Genomic DNA, 24,387 nt, shown 5'->3' with positions numbered 1-24,387 from the left:
GCAGCACGTCTCTAGCCCTGACGAATTCAGGGCCATCGGATTTTTGGAGATGGAGCGTTACGCCTTGCTCGGACCGTATTTCTACGGTCGCGCGATCACCGCGCTGCCTGGCATGCTGATTATGCTCGAGCAAACATCGCCTCGCACACTTTCGGGGATGATGAATGCCATGGGTTGCACTTTGGTCGTACCGATGAGCAACCAGACAGATGCCGTTTTCAACGGGAAGACCTGGAGCTCGTCCGAAGTCGGATTGCTGAGAAGCGAGATCCTGCTCGACCTTCGCGAGCCGTCTCCTAATACGTTCGCTGTCATCCGGTTCTCTTCCGACATGCAGAATCGTGGATGGGACGAGTCCGAAGGACGACTACGTTTGCACAATACGAGCGCTGAGTGCCTTTAACGTCTACAACACGTTATTCGAAGCGCTTTGACCTTGTCGTCTGCTTCAATGCATCATCAGCAATTTGCGTTTGCTGCCGTATCGCTTCGACACGATTTGATAGATGCTTTGGATAATGTGCTGGTCCCCAAGAGCGCCAAATCTTCAAGCTCGCGCGCTTTCGAAAGGCACCGCAAGCTGGTTTCGAAGCTGGATGAATTTGCGCATTTGCATCCAGAAATGCCTCTCTACAGTGAGAGCCTAGCTCGAGAGCTGGGAACGTCAGTCCGAACGCTCCAGCTTGCTGTCCAGGCAGTTCACGGAGCGAGCTTGCATCAACATCTCCGCAACAAAAGGCTTTGGGCTTTACGTGCGCAACTCGCGAAAGGCATGCCGGCCACGTCGGTGTCATCGGCCGCATTCGCAAACGGTTTTTCGCACATGGGAGAGCTGTCGCACCTTTATAAGGTCACGTTTGGTGAGTCGCCATCCGAGACGCTTTTGCGAAGCAAGAGCACTTGAAACGCTTGCCATTCTGCCCTTGTTGTTTGGTCGCTGCCGAACAAAAGGCAGCTTCGCGGGCGCGGACATCAACTCATCCGCCCGATGCGCACCGCCACTACTACTCTTCCGGCCCTACCAAAATGACGCGCCGCCGCATCTGCGGCCGCATCGCTCGCATCAATTTCCCGACGTCCTCGTGCCAGATCGAAGCGAAGACGCACACTTGGTCATAGAGGCCCGTGCCGGCGAGAATGTTGCGCAAGAACTCCTTCCGCTGCCTCATGAACGAGGCGGCTGTGCCACCGACCGATCTGTCATCCATGACGACGATGCGCCGGTCCCGCGGAAGCTGAATAACCAGGACAGGCTTGGTGTGCGAATCGAAGTACGACCAGTGGTCCATATCCTGAAACGTCGCGAGCAACGCTTCGGCACGCTTGAGAACGCCTCGCGCCTCGAGCGCCGCCAACGCCCGCTGCTCCAGCGGCTCTTCACGGTGTGCAGCGCGCTCGCGCTTGGCAGCAGCCTTGGTGCTCTTCTTGAGAAGGCCCCTGAGTTCAATGATCGTGAGCCTACCCTCGGCAACATCCTTCAGCAGTTGCTGTCGTTTCTCGGGTTGGCGTGCTGCAATGCGAGCGACGCGCTCGACGGCAGCCACGGGCATCCGAACTCCGGACGGCAGCTCAGTGATGCCCTCGGCCTCCAGGTATTGGGCAGCCGAGATGAAACGCCGGAGCGTGTTGTCGCTCAGCTTCACCCGCTTCGACAGCTTGGCGATGTAGTCGCGGCGATCGCCCCGGCCCAGCGCCTCGTAGGGTCGGACGTGAGGCCGAATGTAAGCGAGCCACTCGCTGGCAATTCTGCCTGGAGATGAGGACATGCGCTGCGGAGCCGAATCGAGAGGCGAAGGGCCCATTAGTATAGGCCAGTGCACTGGCTTAAACACGAGAAACGCGCTGTTGACGAAAGAGGCGCTTCGCGTGACACTCTTCACGTGCACTGTCTCCAGATCGATACGATCCAGCGCGCTCGATGCGAGATAGAGAAGTGATGGCTACGTCCAAGGCGACGATCGAGAAAGAGCACGCGGCCTTCTGCGTTACCTTCGGAGTAACGTGGGGGAAGCGAGGCTATGCTTCGGCATCCCTCTCCGGGGGGCCGGAAACCGAGCGCCTGCATTTGGGCAGCCAGCCGCATCTGGACGGGGCAGCCCGCGTCGAAATGGGCCTTCGTGGAAATCTCGTGGAAACCACCCCTTCAGACCTCAGGCGCGGGGCGCCTAAGTCATTGAAGAAGATGGTGGGCACGACAGGGATCGAACCTGTGACCCCTACCATGTCAAGGTAGTGCTCTCCCGCTGAGCTACGTGCCCTAGATGTCGTCTAGATCGGGTGGGGTCCCTATAACGGCTCGGGGGACCCGGCGCAAGGACGGAACGGGGCCGATTTAGGCCGCCAGCATCTTGTTCACTTCGCTGACCAATTCGCGCAGATGCACGGGCTTGGACAGCACCTTGGCGTTCTTGGGGGCGTCCGAATCCGAGTTCAGGGCGACCGCGGCGAAGCCGGTGATGAACATGATCTTGATGTCGGGGTCGAGTTCCGAGGCCCGGCGGGCGAGCTCGATCCCGTCCATTTCCGGCATCACGATGTCGGTCAGCAGCATCTCGAACGGCTCTTCCCGCAGCCGCTGATAGGCGGCCATGCCGTTGTCATGGGACGAGACCTGAAAACCGGCATTTTCCAGCGCCTTGACCAGGAAACGGCGCATGTCGTTGTCGTCTTCGGCGAGCAGGATCTTTGGCATGGCAGGAAACGTCGAATCCCCAGAGGATTATCAGCAGAGGTCACTAAGCCCGACAGACGGTAAATTTGGGGTGAAAATCTTTACCCTGGCGGCGCGCACTGCCGGCTCCTTGTGAACCCGAACGGGCTGCGAATCAATCAAGCCGCACCGGCGCGTCCCCACCTGCCTGCCCACACGGTTAAGACATGTTCCAGCGGCAAATCACATCTTTTCGCTTGGCAGAATGGTTGTGATTCCGGACAATGACGGACAGATAAGAGCCGTTGGACGGCCGAATCATAGCGCTCAGGTCTTCGCCGGACGTTTTCCGGGAACCTGCGGTGCCGAGGGATGAAGCCTGAGAATGTGGGACGAAGCCTGAGAAGATGACCCGGTTTGACGGCGAGGTTTCGCCAGCCTTCGAGATCTTTGAGCCCGCCGAGTGGCGCGCGCCCGTCATCTTCAACTCGCCCCATTCCGGCTCGACCTATCCGGACGAATTCCTGGCAGCATCGCGGATCGACCTGCCGCAGCTGCGGCGGTCCGAAGATTCCTTCATGGACGAGCTGATCGGCCACTTGAGCGATCGCGGCTTTCCGACCGTGCGGGTCAATTTTCCCCGCTCCTATGTCGACGTCAATCGCGAGCCCTATGAGCTCGACCCGCGCATGTTCAGCGGGCGGCTGCCGAGCTTTGCCAACACGCGTTCGATGCGGGTCGCCGGCGGCCTCGGCACCATTCCGCGCGTTGTCGGCGACGGCCAGGAGATCTATCGCGACCGCATCCTGGTCGAGGATGCGCTGGCGCGGATCGAGACGCTGTACAAGCCCTACCATCGCGCGCTGCGCCGGCTGATCAACAAGGTCCACCAGATGTTCGGCACCGTGGTGCTGGTCGACTGCCACTCGATGCCCTCGGTCGGCGTCAGCAGGGACGAGCCGCGCCGGCCCGACATCGTGATCGGCGACCGCTACGGCACCAGCTGTACGCCGCTGCTGCCCGACCGGGTCGAGGAGACCATGGGCGGGCTCGGCTATTCGATCGGCCGCAACAAGCCCTATGCCGGCGGCTTCATCACCGAGCATTACGGCAATCCCGCGAGCGGCCTGCACGCGGTGCAGCTCGAGTTCAACCGCGGGATCTACATGGACGAGCGGCGGCGCGAGCGCGGTCCGCGGTTTGGGCAAGTCGCATCCGACTTCGGCGTGCTCGCCGACGTTCTGGCGACCACGATCCCGTTCGGCGATCTCGGCCCGTTCCAGGCCGCGGCAGAATAGACGAGACGCTTTTTCTTTGAACGATTGTCCCGCGAGCGGTTGGCGCGAATGCGCCTTCGCTTCGCATCGCTACGCGCGCTAAACTGAAAACAGAGGCGGACAGAAAAAAGGGCCGCTTCTGATGAAGAAGCGGCCCAAGTCTAGGGAGGAAACGCCCAAGGAGGGCAGCGGTAACGCAGAGCGCTACCGCACCGCAACAATATGCGGCCGCGACGCACAAAGTGCAAGGGCTTTTGAGCGATTCCCCATGCAATACGCACATGGCTCAATTGCTTTAAGAGAAACCTGGATTCAGTTTCTTTGATAAGGAAATTCAATGGGTTGATAGTCGTTTGCATACCAACAAGGCATGTTCGGAACTAAGTTTTCAACTCAATGATCGATATTTGGCCAGCATATGACTGAGATGGGGCAGCGGCTTCCGGCATCCAAAATACCAGGGTGCAAATCAACACAGCGCTGCACGCGCAAGGCGAATTGAGCTAGGCAAGATGAGCTTCACCCGACTTTCGCTTTGAGGATACGCCGTGACGGTGATCGACTTCTCTGCCTTCATCGGACGGCTGGCCACCGCCTCCGGCGAGACCATTCTGCCGTTCTTCCGCACCTCGCTGTCGATCGACGACAAGAGCAAGACCAAGGATTTCGATCCCGTGACGGAGGCCGACCGCGCCGCGGAAGCGGTGATGCGGCGGCTGATCAAGGCGAGCTTCCCCCAGCACGGCATCGTCGGAGAGGAATTCGGCAATGAGCGCGAGGACGCCGACTACGTCTGGGTGCTCGATCCCATCGACGGCACGAAGTCCTTCATCGGCGGCTTTCCGATCTGGGGCACGCTGATCGCGCTCCTGCACAAGGGCACGCCGGTCTACGGCATGATGCACCAGCCCTTCATCGGCGAGCGTTTTTCCGGCGACAACGGCTCAGCCAACTATAAAGGCCCGTCCGGCGAGCGCCGGCTGCAGGTCCGCCGCTGCGCCTCGCTGTCGGAGGCGACGACCTACACCACCTCTCCGCTGCTGATGAACGAGCGCGACCGCGCCGTCTTCGGCCGGATCGAGAAAAGCGCGCGGCTGTCGCGCTATGGCGGCGACTGCTACTCCTATTGCATGCTGGCGGCCGGCCATGTCGACCTCGTGGTCGAGACCGAGCTGAAACCCTATGATATCGCGGCCCTGATCCCGATCGTGACCGGCGCCGGCGGCGTCGTCACCACCTGGGAAGGCAAGCCGGCCCAGGGCGGCGGCCGCATCATTGCCGCCGGCGACGCAAGAGTGCATGAAGAAGCACTGAGGCTTCTCAACCAATAAGAAACGCGAGCGGGAGGCTTGCATGACCATCTCACGCAGGCCGCTTGTTCGATTGTTGCTTGGATCGTTCCTTGGAATATTCCTTGGATTGCCTCCGCTGCTGCCGTCAGCGGCGGTGGCGCAGAATTTCCCCGCAAAACCGATCAAGCTGATCGTGCCGTTCCCGGCCGGCGGCCCCAACGACATCATCGCCCGCGTGATCGGCCAGCGCATGTCGGAACTGTCGGGGCAGCCGGTGCTGATCGACAATCGCGGCGGCCAGGGCGGCGTGCTCGGCACCGACGCGGTGTCCAAGGCCCCGCCCGACGGCTACACCATCGCCATCTCCTCGGCCGGCGCGCTCGCGATCAGCCCGAGCATGGAGCGGGTCGCCTACGACACGCAGGTCGATCTTGCGCCGGTGACGCTGGTTGCGACCGTGCCGGAAATGCTCGTCGTCGCCACCAACGTGCCCGCCAACAACATCAGCGAGCTGATTGCGCTCGCCAAGTCGCAGCCCGGCAAGCTCAACTTCGCCTCCTCCGGCCCCGGCAGCCTGCCGCATCTCGCCGGTGAATTGTTCAAGCTGACGGCCAGGATCGACATCGTCCACGTGCCCTATCGCGGCGCAGCCCCTGCGGTGAACGACCTGCTGGGCCAGCAGGTGCAGATGACGTTCCTCGATCTCCCCGTGCTGCTGCCGCAGGTCAAGGCCGGCGCCTTGAGGCCGATCGCGATGGGGTCGGCCGAACGCGCACCGACCGCGCCCGACGTGCCGACCTTGGCGGAAGCGGGTTTTCCCGACCTGCGCATCGAGAACTGGTATGGCATGGTCGCCCCGAAGGGCACGCCGAAGGAGATCGTCACCGCGTTGCATGGCCTCGCCACCAAGGCCATGGCGGATCCCGGCGTGAAGGAGAAGCTCGCCCAGCAGGGCGCGACGCTGATCGGCGACGAGCCGGAGCATTTTCGTCAGTTCATCGCGGACGAGACGAAGAAGTGGGGCAAGGTGATCAAGGACGCCGGGGTGGAGACGGCGAAGTAGGTTTCACACCGCCTCTGCCCTCAAATGCTCCACCAGCATCTTGGCCGGGCGCGGCAGCGCCTTGAAACTGCGCGCGCAGATCACGAGCTTGCGGTTGGCCCAGGCGTCGCGCAGGCGGACCATCGCAAGCGGCATCAGTTTTGCGCAGCGGCGGGCGGCGGAGACCGGCACCAGGGCGATGCCGACGTCGGCGGCGACCATCTGGCAGATCGCGTCGAAATCGCGCAGGCGCGCGCGGTAATGCGGGCGCATGCCGAGCCGGGCGGCATGCTTCGAAATGTGCATCTGAAGCGCGGTCGCGCTGGTAAGCCCGATGAAGTCGCAAGCGCCCGTCTCCTGAAAGTCGATCTGGCGGCGCCCCGCAAACGGGCCGCGCCGCGACGTCACCAATGTCAAATGATCCTCGCTGAAGACGAAGCGCTCGATATGGTCGGGCAGCGCGTGCTCGGCGGCGAAGCCGAGATCGGCGGCACCCGCGGTGATCGCGGCCGCGATATCGGTGCTCTCGCGCTCCTCGATGTCGACGGCGATATCGCGATGCTCGTGCAGGAATCCGGCCAGCGCCTTCGGCAGGTGCTCCGACAACCCCGAGGTGTTGACGAGGAAATGCACGCTGGCGCGCACGCCGCTGGCAAAGCCTGCGAGATCGCCGCGCATGGCGTCGATCTGGTGAATGACCACCCGCGCATGATCGAGCAGACTCTCGCCGGCCGCGGTCAGCTCGACGCCGCGGCGCCCGCGCTTGAGCAGCGCGACGCCGAGCGCGTCCTCGAGCCCTTTGATCCGCGCGCTGGCGGAAGCCAAAGCGAGGTTCGAACGTTCGGCGCCGCGCGTGATGCTGCGCTGGTCCGCGACCGCGATGAAGAGCTGGAGGTCGACGAGGTCGAAACGCATGGCAGGTCCGCCTTCTTATCGGAGCATGATCTCGCCGGAAAACCGCCGCGCACTTTTCCGGATCATGCACTAGCCTTCGTAGCTAACGAAGGCTATCTCCGTAACCTTCAGATTGTGCCGGCGCGCGGCTTCGGTCAATGTGCAGGCCATGATCGACCCGCTTCTCATTCTCATCGCCGCCGTCTTCCTGATCGCCGGATTCGTCAAGGGCGTCGTCGGGCTCGGCCTTCCGACCGTGTCCATGGGCCTGCTCGCCGTCAGCATGGCGCCGAGCCGCGCCATCGCCATCGTGATCGTGCCCGCCATCGTCACCAACATCTGGCAGACTTTTGCCGGCCCCTATCTGCGCGACATCCTGCGGCGGCTGTGGCCGCTGATGATCGGCACCGTGATCGGCTGCTGGCTCAATGCCGGCGCGCTGACCGGCCCGTATGCGCGCTACGGCACCGTGGTGCTCGGCATCCTCCTGGTGATCTACGCCATCGTCGGCCTCAGCAAATTCAAGTTCCACGTCGCGCCGGGGCACGAGAAATGGGTCGGCGGCGTGGTCGGCGTGATCACCGGCATGATCTCGGCCTCGACCGGCGTGCAGGTGATCCCCTCGATGCCGTTCATGCAGGCGATCGGCATGGAGAAGGACGAGTTGGTGCAGGCGCTCGGCGTGTTCTTTACGACGGCGACGCTGGCGCTCGCCTTCAACCTCACCGCCGGCGGCTTGCTGACACCGGCCAACGCCGTGCCGGGCGCCGTGGGCATGGCGATGGCCTTCGCCGGCATGTTCATCGGCCAGTCGGTGCGCGCGCGGATGCCGGCGGAAGCGTTTCGCCGCTGGTTCCTGGTCGCGATGATTTTCCTCGGCCTCTATCTGGCCGGCAGCGCGCTGGTGACGGAGTTCCGCTAGCGCGCGAGCGCGACATCGTCGCTCAACGAATCGCAATGCTCAATGAATACTGCCCATCCCATCGCCGGCGATGCGGACTTGCGGGACGGCACTCGAGGCGAATCGGATCAGCTCCGCTTGTCGCTTGGTGTTGGTCTTCTCGAAGAGCCGTTTGAGATGCCAGCGGACGGTGTTGATCGAAATCTGAAATCGCACCGCGATGTCCGCGAGACTGAGACCTTCGAGCAAGGCTGACAACACACGCGCCTCGGCGCCCGTGAGGCCGAGGGCCGACGTCAATGTGGTCACCATGCCTTCGTCGAACGAAGGTTGATGGTGCACGAAGATTGCGGCGCTGGCAGAAAGCTGCCCGCCGTAGCTTGCGCGAAGGCCACTCGTCAGAGGCAACAGCGTCGCGACCGCAAAGCACCCTTCTTCAGTCTCCAGTGGAAGCGATTTTGCATCCAGATCAGGCATTCGCGAAGCCCGGCGCAATCCCTCCCGGTTGCGGGGATCGTTCGCCGTAAGCACGCCATGCACTGAACTCAGGCCCTTGTTGTCGGACAGGAACTCTTGGGCGGCCGCATTGGCGTGAATGATGCGTTGCTTCCGGTCAACGAGAATGACGGCGACGGCGAGACGGTCCAACACTTCAGCAAGCGAATTGCGTTCGACCGTCTTCTGTTCGAGCAAATCCGAGATCGTCAGAACGCGGCGCAAATGCGGACAGAGTTCACGAAATCGCTCGACATCCTCAAGACTGTATCCGTCTTTTCCGCTGACGTTACAGGACACGATGCGATTTGCGTCTTCGATGATCTTCGCGCCAAGAACATCTCCCACATCATAGGGCCGATTGAACTCCTTGTAATATCTCGATTGCCGGAACTCCTCGATATCCAGAAGGTCCTCGGTCCGGACCGGCTCGTCTACGCCGAACATCCTCATCGCGCTCACGCGTGGATTGATTGCGTGATATTTCGAAACATAGATCTCGTGCACGTCAGGCTCGAAACCGAACTCTACAAAAAAATGAGGACTCTCGGCGGCGCGGCGGCGGGCGCCGATGGCTGCGGTCCGGCTATTCATGTAGCCGGCCAGAAGCGGCAAAACGTGCGGCCACAGGTCGGGAGAGATGGCGCAATCGTACATTGCCGCCAGCAGTTGCGAGAGATCACGAGCTTCGGTCATGCTATGTCTCACTTGCTGATTTCAGGCGTTTCTTGATTGCGGTGGCTTGATCGCGGTGTGCCGACAGGACCGTCACATTCGCAATCGCCCGGCGCGAGCCTTGGCCATATCGTACAACCCATTTTTGCCGAGCAACATCCGGTTGTCGCGGCACCGAAAGCGGGCATCGCCCAATGCACCCTCATTGAACGGAATGATTTCCCGTCGCCCCATCCATTCGGAGGGGGCGCGCGAAGGTATCGGAGAGCAAAGTCAAAAAAGAGCAGAGAGTTGGAACGTCCAACCCGCAGCCAAACGCACGCTCGCTCAGGCTCTGAGAGAGCATGCCCCGGAGATCCTGCATGAGCACGATCTACACGCCGACGCGCCCGACCCAGACTACCGGATTGAACCGGCGATTCTCCGGAGCGCTCAGGGAATTTTGGGGTGAATTGCAAGATCGGCGCAAGCGGGCGCGGCTGCGCGCCGATCTTTGCAGCCTCAACGACCGGGAACTCATGGATATCGGGATTGCGCGTGGCGAGATCGACTACGTCGCCTCGAACCGGAATAGCGACCCGCGAGGCATCCGTTCAGTTGGGTGATGTCGACATGGCCTTGATCAACACAAATCTACCGCGTCTCCAGCATGGCGACGCGGATGCCGAGATAGATGAAGAGGCCGCCGAGCGCGCGGTTAACCCAGGCAATCGCGCCTTCGGAGCTCCGCAGCCGGTGGGCGGCCCTGGCCGCGAATGCGGCCAGCACCAGGCACCACAGCGTTCCCGTCGAGATGAAGATCAGGCCGAGCGTCAGGAAGGCGAGCGGCTTGTGGGCGGAATCGGCTGCGACGAATTGCGGCAGGAAGGCCAGGAAGAACAGCGCGACCTTGGGATTGAGCGCGTTGGTGAAGACGCCCTGGAGGAACACCCGTCGCAGCGAGCTCCGCGCCCGCTCGTCGATGGCGGACGCCAGCGCCGGGCGCGACCACAGCATCTGAAGCCCGGTGACGACCAGATAGGCCGCGCCGACCAGCTTCAGGATCGAGAACGCCGTCGAGGAGGCCATCAGCAACGCCGAAAGGCCGATCGCGGCGCCCGCGACGTGGAAAAAGCAGCCGAAGCTGATGCCAAGCGCAGCCGCGGCGCCGCCCCGCCAGCCCATCTGCATGCTGCGGCCGATCACATAGACGCTATCCGGCCCGGGCGTGATGTTGAGCAGTATGCCCGACAGGATGAAGAGCCAGATCTCGTGAATGCCCAGCATGTGAAATCCCCCACCCGGCCCGCCTTGCGGCCTTGGAAGTCGGGCTTAGTCGGTTCGCTGCTCTCCGTCCACCGCCGGTATGCGTCAAATTTACGTGGAATTTGCAATGCGGTTCATACTATCGCTCGGCCACATCTGCTCTATAAAGGCAGGGTTCTTGAAATGCGGGATTCGAGGCGACTGCCACGCCGTGGCTGGTCTCCGATCCCTTGGAGCTCCGGGGCTATGGAAAGACGTCTGGCCGCCATTGTCTGCGCCGATGTCGCCGGCTATTCGCGCATGATGGGCAGCGACGAGGCCGGCACCCATGCCGCCTTCAAGGCCCATCGCAGCGCGATTCATCCGATCATCCTCAATCACGGCGGCCGGGTGGTGAAGAACACCGGCGACGGCTTTTTGCTGGAGTTCGCCTCGATCGTGGGCGCCACCGAGGCGGCGATCGCGATGCAGACGCTGATGGCGGAGCGCAACCACCATCTGCCCGCCGAGCGCGCCATGCAGTTCCGGCTCGGCATCCACATGGGCGACGTCATCGCCGACGAGGACGAGGTCTTCGGTGACGATGTCAACATTGCCGTCCGCCTCGAATCCGTGGCGAGCCCCGGCGGCTTCGCCATCTCGGCCAAGGCCTATCGCGAAGCCAGCAAGCATGTTTCCGTGCTGCTGACCGATGCCGGCAACCATCGCTTCAAGAACATCAAGGATGCGGTCGGGGTCTGGACCTGGACGCCCGAGGGCGCGCCTGCGCTCGCCCCCGAGCTGAGGGAGGCCTCCGCCCTCTCGCAGCAGTACCGCACCGCCATCGTCGGCGTGCTGCCCTTCGCCAATCTCAGCGATGCCCAGGACGAGTATTTCTCCGACGGCCTCACCGAGGATTTGATCCACGCGCTCTCGCTGCAATCCTTCTATCGGGTGCTGAGCCGCAACTCGACCTTCGCCTTCAAGGGCAAGAACGTGAGCACACGCCTGATCGCGCGCGAGATCGATGCCACTTATCTGATCCAGGGCTCGGTGCGGCGCGCCGGCGCCAAGATCCGCGTCACCGCCGAGCTGATCGCGCCGGAGACCGGCGAGCAGCTCTGGACCGGGCGCTACGACCGCGACATCGGCGATCTCTTTGCGATGCAGGACGAGATCACCACCAACCTGTCGGCCGCCATCGCCACCGAGATCGTCCGTGCCGAGGCCTCGGCGCCGGCGCGGATCTCGACCGACGTCAGCGCCTGGGACCGTTTCCTCAAGGGCCTGTCGCATTACTACCGGCAGACCAAAGAGGATCTGGCCACCGCCGTCGACCTGTTCCGGGAGGCCATCAGGCTCGATCCCAAACTGTCGATCGCGCACGCCTATCTCGCCACGATCCAGATCCAGAGCATCCAGTTCGGCTGGGTCAAGGGGACGCGGGAGATGTGGGCGGAGGCGATGAACCTCGCCGAGACCAGCGTCCGGCTCGACCCGCGCTCCTCCTTCGCGTTCTCGATCCTGTCCTGGGCCCATGCGCTGGAGGGACATTACGAGGCCGCGATGGACGCCGCCAAGCGTGCGGTCGCGCTCAATCCCTATGACAACGGCGCCCGCGGCGTGCTCGGCATCTGCCATTTCGTCGTCGGCGAGCACCGCGAGGCGATCGAGCTGTTCTCGATGGCCTCCCAGCGTGACAACAGCGACCCGCGCTACCAATGGTCCGCGCTGAACGCCTTCAGCCATTATCTCCTGAGGCAGTATGACGCGACGCTGTCATGGGCCCGCGAGCAGCTCTACATCAACCCGAACCACATGCAGGCGCTGGCGATCCGCGCCGCAGCGCTGGCGCAACTGGGACGGACGGCCGAAGCGAGCGAGGCCACAATCGTACTCATGGGCAACTACCCGACCCTGAACGTGGACCGTCATCTGCGCAATTTCCACTGGAAGCGGCCCGAGGACCTCGCGCATTACCGCGAGGGCCTGCTGAAGGCGGGCGTGCCGCTCGGCAAGCTGACCCTGGTCCAGGGCGACCTCAAACGCGCCGCCGAGTCCTGAGGGCGAGCCGCGGCGGTCAATCTCCTGTCAGTTTCCCCGCGACATCGCGCCGGCTTTTATTGACACGGCAGTGAATTCGGCCACACTTCGTTACACGCTGAAGTAGTATAGCCTGCTGTCGTTTTGTTAGGACTTTCCGCGCTTGATCGGCGCGTCCGGTTTTTGCGATTCGCCGTTTTCAGGATTTGGGCCATGCATCACCCCGCTCCGAAGCCGCCATTCGACCCCTCGATCCAGGTCTCACCGAACAATCCCTGTCCCTTCCTGCGCGGCCTCGTCGGCGAAGGTTTTCTCGATGGCGGCACCGTGCCGCTGCGGACGGTGTCGCAGACCATCGCAAATGCAAGCGGCGAGACCGGGCTGAAGAAGACCTCGGCCCGCATCCAGGTCCGCGGCGTCGCGCTGATCGCCAATGGCGCCTGTCACATTCTGCAAAGCATCTTCTGGGGCGCGCAGCTCGACCGGCTGCGCGGCGGCCCGCTCGACAAGCTCGGGGCCGGCTCGCGCATCCTCGGCGTCGACGGGCACGTCAACGAGGACGAGATCGCGCGGCTCGCCAGTTTCGGCGGCACCTATACTGATCCGGATGGCGGGACCGAGACCGGGCTCAACGCCTCGCAGATCCAGACCTTCATGAAGGACAATCTCAAGCGCGCCGGCAATCAGGCGCGCTGGTACTACCCGATCCTGATGAAGTTCGAGTGGCCGATCCTGCTCAGGATCATGGGCAAGGGCGAAGGTGACGACCGCTATCTCAGCGTGGCCGAGGTGAGGACATTGTTCAACGAGCGCAAATTCCCCGGCAGGGTCACCCAACGGGTCGTCGCCCAGCCCGTCACCCCGCCCTCGCCGCTCTTGCGCGCGATCGGCGGATTAGCCGCCGCGCTCTTCATCTTCGGCGTCGTGGCGCTGCGCTTTCCCGATCAATTCCAGCCGATGCTGCCCGGCATCCTCGGCGACCTCGTGGCGCCGCCCTTGCCGAAGCTGGTCGAACCCAAGGCCGCGTACTGGCTCGAGCAGAACTGGGCGCTGGAGGACCGGCACTGGTTTCATCACGCCAGCCAGGGCACCGCGACCTTCCCGGTGCCCTATACCTGGTTCATGGCGCTCGAGCAGCCGCGCCTGCATTTCTTCGCCAAGCCCGGGATGCTCCATGACAGCGACCATCTGCAGCGCTTCGGCTTCATCCCGAGCCCGCAGACGATCAACACCGACGACGCCACGCTGCGCCGGTTCGGCTATGCCAACGTCTACGACAAGACCAAGCCGGTGCCGGCGCGGCTTTGGGACCCGCCGGTCAACTGGGGTGCCCAGGCCGAGAACGTCGACGGCCTGCCCGTCGGCTTTGCACGCATGACCGGCGTACCTGATCCCGCGACCGGCAAGGTCGGCGAGGACCGGATTGGTCTCACCTGCGCCGCCTGCCACACCGGCCAGATCCACTATAAAGGCATCGACATCCGCTTCGACGGCGGCCCTGCGATGACCGACCTCAGGAAGCTCGAGGTCACGACCGGCCTGTCGATCGCCTATACGCTCTACGTTCCGGGCCGCTTCAAGCGCTTCGCCGACCGTGTGCTCGGCCCCTCCGCCAGCGATGCGGACCGCGATGCGCTGAAGCAGAAGCTGAGCGCGATCGGCACGTTCCTGGTCGACTGGGAGAAGACCTACGCCAAGACCATCGAGGGCAAGACGCGGTTCAACGAGAAGACCAAGCAGAACGAGCCGCAGCAGGACACCGAGGAAGGCTATGGCCGCCTCGATGCGCTCAACCGCATCGGCAACCAGGTCTTCTCCCAGGACATGGCGCTGAGCGGCCTCAGCGGCTTCGAGAAGAACCTGCACGCGAAGGACGCGCCGGTCAGCTTCCCGCCGATCTGGACCGTGCCCTGGCTCAAATACGCGCAATATGACGCGTCGATCGAGCAGCCGCTGATCCGCAACGCCGGCGAGGCGCTGGGCGTGACCGCGTTGCTCAACCTGTCCGACAATACGCCCAAGGACACGCTGTTCCGCTCGTCGATGGACATCAAGAACCTGAACTGGATCGAAGATCTACTGAAGGGGCAGGCGCCCTATCCGAAGAAGCAGCTCTCCGGACTGGTATCGCCGAAATGGCCGTCGGACATCTTCGGCGATGCCGCCTGGAAGATCGATGACGAGCGCGTCAATCGCGGCCGCAAGCTCTATGCTGAGATCTGCGCCGAATGCCATCTCGGCCCGGTCAACGACGCCAAGTTCGACGCCGAATTTCCGCAGCAGAGCATCTGGTCCTCGTCACGGTGGGAGACCATCGGCGACGACAAATTCCTGAACGAGGTCCAGAAGAGCGCCAAGGGCATGGGGACCGACCCCGCTCAGGCCAATGTGCTGGCGACGCGAACGGTTCAGGTGCCGGGCTTCCTCAAGCTCGACCCCACGCAGAATCTCAATGCCTGGTGGGACTGCAAGCTGCAGGATATTTCGTCGACCGACATGCCGTACGCGGTCGGCCTGATGGTGCTCGTCGACATCGTCAGCCGCAAGGCGATGGACGATGCCAAGATCGACCCGAAGGTTCAGCAGGCCTGGTGGGGCAAGCGCAAGAACTGCCCCAATCCCGGTCCGCAGCCGGCCGAGAAAAATGAGCCGCCGCCCTGGTATCGCGCGCGCCCGCTCAACGGCGTCTGGGCCACTGCGCCTTACCTGCACAACGGATCGGTGCCCTCGCTCTACTGGATGCTGAGCCCCGCGGCCGACCGCCCCAAATCGTTCTGCATGGGTGGCGGCCGCGACTACGATCCGAAGCAGGTGGGCTTTGCGGTCTCCGACGGCGAGAGCTGCAAGACCGGGCAGTCGCGCTTCTCGACGCGCGCGTCCGACGGCACCGACCTGTACGGCAACAGCAATGCCGGCCACTCCTTCGATGGCACGCCGGGCCCCGGCAAGGACGGCACCATCGGCCGCGTGCTCAAGGAGCAGGAGCGCTACGATTTGATCGAGTATCTGAAGACGCTGTGAGCTGCCGTTCGCCTCTCCCCGCTCGCGGGGAGAGGCCGGAATGCGTCCACGCCGTCATTGCGAGGAGCACTTGCGACGAAGCAATGACGGAGGATGCGGCTACTTGAACAGCGGCGTCCCCGGCACGAAGGCGTCGAAGGCGGCCCAGAACTGGGAGCGGTAGCGGTCCTGCTCCTGCAGGATCTCGTGCTTGGCCCCGGCGATCACGAGATGGGAGCCGGCGCGCAAATGATAGGCGAACTCCTCGATCGCCGCGGTCGAGACCACGGTGTCGTTGGAGGCCGCCAGCATCAGGATCGGCTGGCGGATCTCCGAGGGGTAGTGCATGCCCCTGAAGGTGTGCATCGCGCGGAAGGCGGTATCGGCCCAGGCGACCGTCGGCGATGCCAGCCCGAGCGTCGGGTCCTCCTCGAGGATCGCGGCATTGCGCGCATAACGGACGGGATCGCTGGTCACGGGATTTTTGATGAAGGGATCGAGCCCGGTGATGCGGTCGCTGCCCCCGGGCACATAACGACCGCCCATTCCCATCAGGCGCATCGTCTTCAGCAGCGTTCGCGCCGGCCACGAGGTGGTGCGGCCCGGCAGGTCGATCATCGGCGCCGACAGCACCATGCGATCGAACCAGCGCTTGCCGGCATGCGCCACCCGCAGCATCACCGTGCCGCCCATGGAGTGGGCCAGCGCGAAGAAGGGCGGCGGGCAATCCGGCAGCACCACCTGCTGCACGAAGGTCTCGACGTCGATCTCGAAATCGGAGAAGTCGCGTACATAGCCCTTGCGCGGGTCGCGCAGGCGCCGCGAGGAATGGCCCTGCCCGCGCCAGTCGATCATCGCCACCGCAAAGCCGCGGTCGCGCAAATCGCGCACGGTCTCGAAATATTTCTCGATCTGCTCGCTGCGCCCGGTGAAGACGCAGACGGTGCCCTTGCGGTTGGCCGGCGGCGCCCAGCGGGCAAAACGAAGCTCGGCGCCGTCAGGTGTCTTGATGGTGCCGCTGACGACGTCTTCGGGAACGGGGTTGGACGGAATCGAGACCAGCGTCATGATTGGGAGTGCTTGGGCGCCAAGTGCTGTACTCAAGTGCTGCAAATCAAGGGGCGGGAGCGCCGAAAAGGCGCCAGTGCCGCCCTCTTGAACGCCGTCTGGACTCACCCATATCACCTCAGTGCAGGCCGCTACCAGTGTTTCGGAACCGGAACATCAGGCTGCACACAGACTAAAGCCCGGCCCGATTGGCGGGCGGGTTACCGAAACAGTCGCTCATTGGAGGACTAGACCATGCGTACCTACGATCTCACCCCGTTCTATCGTTCCACCGTCGGCTTCGACCGCCTCTTCAACCTGCTCGACCAGGCCGGTTCGGACGGCAGCCCGGGTTATCCCCCCTACAACATCGAGCGCACCGGCGAGAACGCCTACCGCATCACCGTTGCGGTCTCGGGCTTTGCCAAGGATGAGCTTTCCATCGTCGCGAAGGAAAACACGCTGACGATCAAGGGCGAGAAAGTCGCCAACGAGAACTCGAAATCCGAAGTGCTCTATCGCGGCATCGCCGCACGCGCCTTCGAGCGCGCCTTCCAGCTTGCCGACTTCGTGCAGGTGAAGGACGCCTCGCTCGAGAACGGGCTGCTTCACGTCGACCTCCTCCGCGAGATTCCCGAAGCCAAGAAGCCGCGCCAGATCGCGATCAACGCCGGCGCGCCCAAGGCGCAAGTGATCGAGAGCTCGGTCGCCGCCTAAGCGCCCATCAACTTCCAGGTTTGCGAAAACGCCCCGGTGCCCCGGGGCGTTTTTTGCGCTGCATCACAGGGTGGTGAACGCGTAACGCCGTGGCCTCGCGCCCCGTCCTTTGGGTATCGAACCCAAAACGAGACGGAGAACGATCATGTCACTTTGGCGCAGCCTTTTCGTCGCCGCGAGCCTGCTGGCGGCTCCCATCAGCCTTGCCCATGCGCAGACCCCGCAGACCGTGAAGGCGACCAACGTCGTGCTGGTGCACGGCGCCTGGGCCGACGGCTCGAGCTGGTCGGAGGTGATCCCGATCCTGCAGGCCGCGGGCCTGCACGTGACGGCCGTGCAAAATCCGCTGTCGTCGCTTGCGGACTCCGTCGAGGCGACCAAGCGCGCACTGGCCGAGCAGGATGGGCCGACCGTGCTGGTCGCGCATTCCTGGGGCGGCACCGTGATCAGCCAGGTCGGCACCGATCCGAAGGTCACCGGCCTTGTCTACATTGCCGCCCGCGCGCCCGACGCGAATGAGGATTTCGTTGCGCTGTCGAAGCAGTTTCCGGCGGGTCCGGCGCGCGCCGGCATCGTCGAGCGCGACGGCTACACCAAGCTCTCGGAAGACGCCTTCCTGAAGTATTTTGCCAATGGCGTGAAGCCGGAGCAGGCGAAGGAGCTCTACGCGGTGCAATGGCCGACCGCCGCCTCGATCTTTGCCGGCCGTACGACTGAGGCTGCGTGGCATTCGAAGCCGAGCTGGTACGCGGTGTCGAAGAACGACGGCACCATCAATCCCGATTTCGAGCGCTTCCTCGCCAAGCGCATGAACGCCACGACGATCGAGCTCGACGCCGGCCACCTCTCGCTGGTGTCGCATCCGAAGGAAGTGGTGAAACTGATCCTGGACGCTGCGGGATATCCGCGCAGCTAGGGCTCCATCGCGACAACGCAAAAGCGCCCGACGTCATCGGGCGCTTTTGTTCTGCTCGGGTCTAATCAAGCCCCTGCGCGGCCGGCATCTCCTGCGTCGGCAAGATCGTGGGAGCCGGCTTCGCCTGGACGACGGTCGGAGCGACGGCTTGCGGCGCGGCCTGCACGGCGGCGGCCTGCTGCGCGGGCGGAGCCTGCGGCGCCTGGGCTTGCTGCGGGGCCTGCTGCGTAGCCTGCTGCGTCTTGGGCTCAACGGGCTTTGCCGCAGCGACCGGCGTCTCGCCGCGCTGTGGAGCGGCCTTCGGCAGCGGCACGGTGCGGCTGGCGACATGCGGGATCGGGGCCGGCGGACGCGGCGGGCCGCCACGGACCATCGTCGCTGGCGGCAGCGCACTTTGCGGACGATAGGGCGCAGCCATGGGCTCCTCATAGGCCGGCGCCATGCCGTAGGCATCCGCACTCGGCAGGAAGCGGATGATCCGTCCGTCGCGGGCATCGATCACCAGCCGGCCGTCGTCGCCGCGGCGGTCGATCACCGCGATGGTGTAGACGCTGCCGCGCAGGCGCGGGATGCCGAGCGGCGAGAAGCCGTTGTCACGCAGCACCGCGTAGACCTCGATCGAAGGCAGCAGCGCCGGGGCCGGGCCGCGCTCCTCATAGCCATAGCCATAGCCGTAGCGCGGCGGCGGTGGCGGCGCGGCTGCGCCCGGCCCGTAGGGTCCGTCGAAATCCGACACCGGGATCACGCCCCCTCTCGCAATACCGTCGGACGGAACCTGAGCCAAAATCTGCGCATGTCCCGCAGTCGCAGCCAGTGCCAGCGCGGCGGCGGCCACACATCCTGTGAAAAACTTCATGGTCGAGACGCTCCTGTCAGGCCTCGAACGGCAGGCGCTCTTTCGCTTCTTGCGGCGTGGCGCGCCTTCCGAAGGGGCTATCCGAAGCTTCATTCGGGATTTCGGCGTCCACAGGGCCGGATCAGGGCGCGTTTGCTTCAAAAGCGGGGCCGCGCAACTTTCGGAAAGCGATTGATTGACATATCGGGAATCGGGACTTCCGCGCGCTTGTGTGATAGACAAAAATTTGGCAAGGTGATTGTTAGGACAGGAAGACTGTCTCAATTTTGCCTGCGGTTCCGGCATAGGGATTGCAGCGAAAGTCGGTGCTCTCGAGCGCCATAAGGTAACAGGCCAAACCGTTCTCGGGGACGAAGAACGCCGAGGCCTGAATTTAAGAAAATGCGGCTCGCAGCGGACGAGCGGTGACCCAGAGGCGGGTGCCGCGGAACGCCCAAGGTGCGCCGAAGAGAGCGGTGAGGCAGCTTGCCGCATGGAGAGGATTGGAACAATGAACGGGTCGCAATTCGAGCGCGCAAACATCGTGGCAGAAGAACTGTCGGCGACGGTCGCCTCGAAAACGACCGATCCGATTCAGGAGCACAATTCGCGCCCGCCGGCTGAAGGCCTGTACGATCCGAGCCTGGAGAAGGACTCCTGCGGCGTCGGCTTCATCGCCAACATCAAGGGCAAGAAGTCTCACGAGATCGTCTCGGACGCGCTGAGCATCCTCTGCAACCTCGAGCATCGCGGCGCCGTCGGCGCCGACCCGCGCGCCGGTGACGGCGCCGGCATTCTGGTGCAGATCCCGCACACCTTCTTCGCCCGCAAGGCCAAGGAGCTCGGCTTCACGCTGCCCGCGCCGGGCGAATACGCCATCGGCGCGCTGTTCATGCCGCGCGACACCGCCTGGCGGAACGTCATCAAGAGCATCATCGCCGACCAGATCAAGGAAGAGGGCCTGACGCTGCTCGGCTGGCGCGACGTGCCGACCGACAATTCCTCGCTCGGCGTCACCGTGAAGCCGACCGAGCCCGCCTGCGTGCAGGTGTTCATCGGCCGCAACGGCATCGCCAAGACCGAGGACGAGTTCGAGCGCCGGCTCTACATCCTGCGCAAGTCGATCTCGCAGGCGATCTACCAGCGCCGCGACCGCGGCGGCGCCGGCTATTACCCGTGCTCGATGTCCTGCCGCACCGTGATCTACAAGGGCATGTTCCTCGCCGACCAGCTCGGCAAGTACTATCCCGACCTGCACGAGGCGGACTTCGAGAGCGCGCTCGCGCTCGTTCACCAGCGCTTCTCGACCAACACCTTCCCGGCGTGGTCGCTGGCGCATCCCTATCGCATGATCGCGCATAACGGCGAGATCAACACGCTGCGCGGCAATACCAACTGGATGGCGGCGCGCCAAGCCTCGGTCAGCTCCGAGCTCTACGGCAAGGACATCAACCGGCTCTGGCCGATCTCCTACGAAGGCCAGTCGGACACCGCCTGCTTCGACAACGCGCTCGAATTCCTGGTGCAGGGCGGCTACTCGCTGCCGCACGCCGTCATGATGATGATTCCGGAGGCGTGGGCCGGCAATCCGCTGATGGATGAGAAGCGCCGCGCCTTCTACGAATATCACGCCGCGCTGATGGAGCCGTGGGACGGCCCCGCCGCGATCGCCTTCACCGACGGCCGCCAGATCGGCGCCACGCTCGACCGCAACGGTTTGCGGCCGGCGCGCTATCTCGTGACCAAGGACGACCGCATCGTGATGGCGTCCGAAATGGGCGTGCTGACGATCCCCGAGGACCAGATCATCACCAAGTGGCGCCTGCAGCCCGGCAAGATGCTGCTGGTCGACCTCGAGCAGGGCCGTCTCATTCCCGACGACGAGATCAAGGCCGAGCTCGCCAGGAGCCATCCCTACAAGGAGTGGCTGGAGCGGACCCAGATCGTGCTGGAAGAGCTGCCGAAGGTGCCGACCACCGGCGTGCGCTCCAACCTGTCGCTGCTCGATCGCCAGCAGGCGTTCGGCTACAGCCAGGAAGACATCACCATCCTGATGACGCCGATGGCGGCCACCGGCGAGGAAGCCGCGGGCTCGATGGGCAACGACACACCGATCTCGGCGCTGTCGGACAAGGCCAAGCCGCTGTTCACCTACTTCAAGCAGAACTTCGCGCAGGTCACCAACCCGCCGATCGATCCGATCCGCGAGGAGCTGGTGATGAGCCTCGTCTCCATCATCGGACCGCGGCCGAACCTGTTCGACCTGCAGGGCCTCGCCACCACCAAGCGTCTCGAAGCGCGCCAGCCGATCCTGACCGACGCGGACCTCGAAAAGATCCGCTCGATCTCTGAGGTCGCCGAGTCGCACTTCAAGTCGCGCACGCTGGACACCACCTTCCACGCCGGCCTTGGTGCGGCCGGTATGGACCAAGTGCTCGACGAGCTCTGCGCGCGCGCCGAAAGCGCGGTGCGCGAGGGCGTCAACATCATCATCCTGTCCGACCGCATGGTCGGCACCGACCGGGTTCCGATCCCGTCGCTGCTGGCCTGCGCCGCCGTGCATCATCACCTGATCCGCACCGGCCTGCGCACCTCGGTCGGCCTCGTCGTCGAATCCGGCGAGCCGCGCGAAGTGCATCACTTCGCCTGCCTTGCCGGCTACGGCGCCGAAGCGATCAATCCCTACCTCGCGTTCGAAACCATCGTCGCGATGAAGGACCGCCTGCCCGGCTCGCTCGACGACTACGAGATCGTCAAGCGCTACATCAAGTCGATCGGCAAGGGCCTGCTGAAGGTGATGTCCAAGATGGGCATCTCGACCTACCAGTCCTATTGCGGCGCGCAGATCTTCGACGCGGTCGGCCTCAAGGCGGACTTCGTCACGAAGTTCTTCGCCGGCACGCATACCCGCGTCGAGGGCGTGGGCCTTGCCGAGATCGCCGAAGAAGCCGTGCGCCGTCATGCCGACGCGTTCGGCGAGGCGCAGGTCTACAAGACCGCGCTCGATGTCGGCGGCGAATATGCCTATCGCAGCCGCGGCGAGGACCATGCCTGGACCGCGGAATCGGTCGGGCTGCTGCAGCATGCCGCGCGCGGCAACTCGCTGGAGCGCTATCGCGCCTTCGCCAAGATCCTCAACGAGCAGTCCGAGCGTCTGCTGACGCTGCGCGGCCTGTTCCGGATCAAGAACGCTGACGAGGAGAAGCGCAAGCCGGTGCCGCTCGACCAGGTCGAGCCGGCCAAGGACATCGTCAGGCGTTTCGCCACGGGTGCGATGAGCTTCGGCTCGATCTCGCGCGAGGCACACACCACGCTTGCGATCGCCATGAACCGGATCGGCGGCAAGTCGAACACCGGTGAAGGCGGCGAGGAAGCCGATCGCTTCAAGCCGATGCCGAACGGCGATTCGATGCGCTCGGCGATCAAGCAGGTCGCCTCGGGCCGCTTCGGCGTCACCACGGAGTATCTCGTCAACTCCGACATGATGCAGATCAAGATGGCGCAGGGTGCCAAGCCCGGCGAAGGCGGCCAGCTGCCCGGCCACAAGGTCGACGCGACCATCGCCAAGGTGCGTCACTCGACCCCGGGTGTCGGCCTGATCTCGCCGCCGCCGCACCACGACATCTACTCGATCGAGGATCTGGCGCAGCTCATCTACGACCTCAAGAACGTCAACCCGACGGGCGACGTCTCGGTCAAGCTCGTCTCCGAGATCGGCGTCGGCACGGTCGCCGCGGGCGTCGCCAAGGCGCGCGCCGACCATGTCACCATCGCGGGCTTCGAGGGCGGCACCGGCGCTTCGCCGCTGACCTCGATCAAGCATGCCGGCTCGCCGTGGGAGATCGGCCTTGCCGAAACCCACCAGACGCTGGTGCGCGAGCGGCTACGCAGCCGCATCGTGGTCCAGGTCGACGGCGGCTTCCGCACCGGCCGTGACGTCGTGATTGGCGCACTGCTGGGCGCCGACGAGTTCGGTTTCGCCACCGCTCCCTTGATTGCGGCCGGCTGCATCATGATGCGCAAGTGCCATCTCAACACCTGCCCGGTCGGCGTCGCGACCCAGGACCCTGTCCTGCGCAAGCGCTTCACCGGCCAGCCCGAGCACGTGATCAACTACTTCTTCTTCGTCGCCGAGGAAGTCCGCGAGATCATGGCCTCGCTCGGCTTCAGGACCTTCAACGAGATGATCGGCCAGGTTCAGCTGCTCGACCAGACCAAGCTGGTTGCGCACTGGAAAGCCAAGGGCCTCGACTTCTCGAAGCTCTTCGTCAAGCAGAAGGAAGAGAAGGGCCAGAAGATCTATCACTCCGAGCGCCAGAACCATCATCTGGAGGCGGTGCTCGACCGCACGCTGATCGAGAAGGCGCAGCCTGCGCTCGACCGCGGCGCGCCGGTGAAGATCGAGACCAAGATCAACAGCACCAACCGCTCCGCGGGCGCGATGCTGTCGGGCGCGGTCGCCAAGATCTACGGCCATGCCGGCCTGCCGCACGACACCATTCATGTCGGCCTCAAGGGCACCGCCGGCCAGGCCTTCGGCGCGTGGCTCGCCCACGGCGTCACCTTCGAGCTCGAGGGTGAAGGCAACGACTATGTCGGCAAGGGTCTCTCGGGCGGCAAGATCATCGTCAAGCCGCCGAAGAACTCCGCGATCGTGCCGGAAGAGAGCATCATCGTCGGCAACACCGTGATGTACGGCGCGATCGATGGCGAATGCTACTTCCGCGGCATCGCCGGCGAACGCTTCGCCGTGCGTAACTCGGGTGCGGTCGCCGTCGTCGAAGGCGCGGGCGATCATTGCTGCGAATACATGACCGGCGGCATCGTGGTCGTGCTCGGCAAGACCGGACGCAACTTCGCGGCCGGCATGTCCGGCGGCATCGCCTACGTGCTCGACGAGACCGGCGACTTCGACAAGCTGTGCAACATGGCGATGGTCGAGCTCGAGCCGGTGCTGTCGGAAGAGCTGATCAACGCCGGCACCTATCACCACTCCGGTGACCTCGAGGCGCACGGCCGGGTCGACGTGTTCAAGAACCTGCTCGACTCCGACGTCGAGCGGCTGCACGTCCTGATCTCGCGCCACGCCAAGGCGACCGGCTCCAAGCGCGCCGCCGACATCCTTGCCAATTGGAAGGACTGGCTGCCCAAATTCCGCAAGGTGATGCCGGTCGAGTACCGGCGCGCGCTGCGCGAGATGGTCGCCAACGCGGACGCCGAGCCGAAAATCGCGATCGGGGCGTAAGGCAATCACACCCCGTCATTGCGAGCAAAGCGAAGCAATCCAGACTTTTTACCTTGATGCAGACTGGATTGCTTCGTCGCTTCGCTCCTCGCAATGACGACGAGAAGAAACAAAACGAATTTAAGCGGCAGGGA

At 63.9% G+C, this 24,387-nt stretch carries 19 protein-coding genes and 1 tRNA gene; 12 read left to right on the top strand and 8 right to left on the bottom strand.

All coding sequences use genetic code 11. The features are described from left to right. Window positions 1-49: 49 nt before the first annotated feature. Together VGR99_RS06015 and VGR99_RS40080 are read left to right on the top strand one after the other, a co-directional pair. Window positions 50-403: a hypothetical protein gene (locus tag VGR99_RS06015; protein ID WP_326897414.1), complete on the top strand. Its 354-nt coding sequence runs from the start codon at window positions 50-52 to the stop codon at window positions 401-403. A 48-nt stretch (window positions 404-451) separates the two neighbouring features. Beyond that, entirely contained in the window at window positions 452-904 is a 453-nt protein-coding gene (locus VGR99_RS40080; protein WP_414645091.1) for a helix-turn-helix domain-containing protein, read from the top strand. 100 nt (window positions 905-1,004) lie between these two features. Here the strand turns inward: VGR99_RS40080 and VGR99_RS06010 are convergent, their stop codons facing one another. The 3 genes from VGR99_RS06010 to cpdR form a co-directional block, all read right to left on the bottom strand. Continuing rightward, entirely contained in the window at window positions 1,005-1,766 is a 762-nt protein-coding gene (locus VGR99_RS06010; RefSeq protein ID WP_326897413.1) for a hypothetical protein, read from the bottom strand. Between the two features lie 417 nt (window positions 1,767-2,183). Continuing rightward, a tRNA-Val gene (locus VGR99_RS06005) sits at window positions 2,184-2,258 on the bottom strand. Between the two features lie 74 nt (window positions 2,259-2,332). Next, window positions 2,333-2,692, bottom strand: a complete 360-nt coding sequence (gene cpdR / locus VGR99_RS06000; protein ID WP_007597092.1) for a cell cycle two-component system response regulator CpdR — start codon at window positions 2,690-2,692, stop codon at window positions 2,333-2,335. A 365-nt stretch (window positions 2,693-3,057) separates the two neighbouring features. On the opposite strand from cpdR, the gene VGR99_RS05995 reads away from it, so the two are divergent. The 3 genes from VGR99_RS05995 (at window position 3,058) to VGR99_RS05985 (ending at window position 6,282) form a co-directional block, all read left to right on the top strand. Continuing rightward, window positions 3,058-3,948: an N-formylglutamate amidohydrolase gene (locus VGR99_RS05995; protein ID WP_326897405.1), complete on the top strand. Its 891-nt coding sequence runs from the start codon at window positions 3,058-3,060 to the stop codon at window positions 3,946-3,948. Between the two features lie 527 nt (window positions 3,949-4,475). Beyond that, a complete protein-coding gene (gene hisN / locus VGR99_RS05990) occupies window positions 4,476-5,258 on the top strand; it encodes a histidinol-phosphatase (protein WP_326897404.1) in 783 nt (260 codons plus the stop codon). A gap of 22 nt (window positions 5,259-5,280) precedes the next feature. Beyond that, a complete protein-coding gene (locus VGR99_RS05985; RefSeq protein WP_326897403.1) occupies window positions 5,281-6,282 on the top strand; it encodes a tripartite tricarboxylate transporter substrate binding protein in 1,002 nt (333 codons plus the stop codon). Between the two features lie 3 nt (window positions 6,283-6,285). On the opposite strand, the gene VGR99_RS05980 is transcribed toward VGR99_RS05985, so the two are convergent. After that, window positions 6,286-7,176, bottom strand: a complete 891-nt coding sequence (locus tag VGR99_RS05980) for a LysR substrate-binding domain-containing protein (RefSeq protein WP_326897402.1) — start codon at window positions 7,174-7,176, stop codon at window positions 6,286-6,288. A 148-nt stretch (window positions 7,177-7,324) separates the two neighbouring features. Here VGR99_RS05980 and VGR99_RS05975 point away from each other — a divergent pair, with 148 nt between their 5' ends. Further along, the gene (locus VGR99_RS05975) at window positions 7,325-8,077 is read left to right on the top strand and encodes a sulfite exporter TauE/SafE family protein (protein ID WP_326897401.1); all 753 of its coding nucleotides are present in this window, start codon (window positions 7,325-7,327) and stop codon (window positions 8,075-8,077) included. A gap of 39 nt (window positions 8,078-8,116) precedes the next feature. Here the strand turns inward: VGR99_RS05975 and VGR99_RS05970 are convergent, their stop codons facing one another. Next, window positions 8,117-9,247, bottom strand: coding sequence for a helix-turn-helix transcriptional regulator (locus tag VGR99_RS05970; protein ID WP_326897400.1), 1,131 nt, complete (start codon window positions 9,245-9,247; stop codon window positions 8,117-8,119). 341 nt (window positions 9,248-9,588) lie between these two features. Here VGR99_RS05970 and VGR99_RS05965 point away from each other — a divergent pair, with 341 nt between their 5' ends. After that, complete coding sequence (locus tag VGR99_RS05965; RefSeq protein WP_326897399.1) at window positions 9,589-9,831, top strand: DUF1127 domain-containing protein; 243 nt, start codon at window positions 9,589-9,591, stop codon at window positions 9,829-9,831. Window positions 9,832-9,859: 28 nt separating this feature from the next. Here VGR99_RS05965 and VGR99_RS05960 read toward each other — a convergent pair whose 3' ends face one another. Beyond that, window positions 9,860-10,492 carry a LysE family translocator gene (locus VGR99_RS05960; protein WP_326897397.1) on the bottom strand — a complete coding sequence of 211 codons (633 nt, stop codon included), beginning with the start codon at window positions 10,490-10,492 and terminating at the stop codon, window positions 9,860-9,862. A 225-nt stretch (window positions 10,493-10,717) separates the two neighbouring features. Here VGR99_RS05960 and VGR99_RS05955 point away from each other — a divergent pair, with 225 nt between their 5' ends. Both VGR99_RS05955 and VGR99_RS05950 read left to right on the top strand, forming a co-directional pair. After that, window positions 10,718-12,514, top strand: coding sequence for an adenylate/guanylate cyclase domain-containing protein (locus VGR99_RS05955; protein WP_326897396.1), 1,797 nt, complete (start codon window positions 10,718-10,720; stop codon window positions 12,512-12,514). A gap of 192 nt (window positions 12,515-12,706) precedes the next feature. Beyond that, entirely contained in the window at window positions 12,707-15,514 is a 2,808-nt protein-coding gene (locus tag VGR99_RS05950) for a di-heme-cytochrome C peroxidase (RefSeq protein ID WP_326897395.1), read from the top strand. 99 nt (window positions 15,515-15,613) lie between these two features. On the opposite strand, the gene VGR99_RS05945 is transcribed toward VGR99_RS05950, so the two are convergent. Then, on the bottom strand, window positions 15,614-16,561 hold the full coding sequence (locus tag VGR99_RS05945; protein ID WP_326897394.1) for an alpha/beta hydrolase: 948 nt from the start codon (window positions 16,559-16,561) through the stop codon (window positions 15,614-15,616). A gap of 234 nt (window positions 16,562-16,795) precedes the next feature. Between VGR99_RS05945 and VGR99_RS05940 the strand changes: the two genes are divergently transcribed. Continuing rightward, a complete protein-coding gene (locus VGR99_RS05940) occupies window positions 16,796-17,257 on the top strand; it encodes an Hsp20 family protein (RefSeq protein ID WP_326897393.1) in 462 nt (153 codons plus the stop codon). Window positions 17,258-17,402: 145 nt separating this feature from the next. Continuing rightward, window positions 17,403-18,173 carry an alpha/beta hydrolase gene (locus VGR99_RS05935; protein ID WP_326897392.1) on the top strand — a complete coding sequence of 257 codons (771 nt, stop codon included), beginning with the start codon at window positions 17,403-17,405 and terminating at the stop codon, window positions 18,171-18,173. Between the two features lie 61 nt (window positions 18,174-18,234). Here VGR99_RS05935 and VGR99_RS05930 read toward each other — a convergent pair whose 3' ends face one another. Continuing rightward, complete coding sequence (locus VGR99_RS05930; RefSeq protein ID WP_326897391.1) at window positions 18,235-19,029, bottom strand: hypothetical protein; 795 nt, start codon at window positions 19,027-19,029, stop codon at window positions 18,235-18,237. Window positions 19,030-19,519: 490 nt separating this feature from the next. Between VGR99_RS05930 and gltB the strand changes: the two genes are divergently transcribed. Continuing rightward, on the top strand, window positions 19,520-24,253 hold the full coding sequence (gene gltB, locus VGR99_RS05925; RefSeq protein WP_326897390.1) for a glutamate synthase large subunit: 4,734 nt from the start codon (window positions 19,520-19,522) through the stop codon (window positions 24,251-24,253). The last annotated feature ends 134 nt before the right edge of the window (window positions 24,254-24,387 follow it).

The organism is Bradyrhizobium sp. (genome assembly GCF_035935975.1).
Classification (GTDB): domain Bacteria; phylum Pseudomonadota; class Alphaproteobacteria; order Rhizobiales; family Xanthobacteraceae; genus Bradyrhizobium.
The sequence above is the reverse complement of the archived record's forward strand: the minus strand, read 5'-3'. Positions and strand labels throughout refer to the sequence as shown.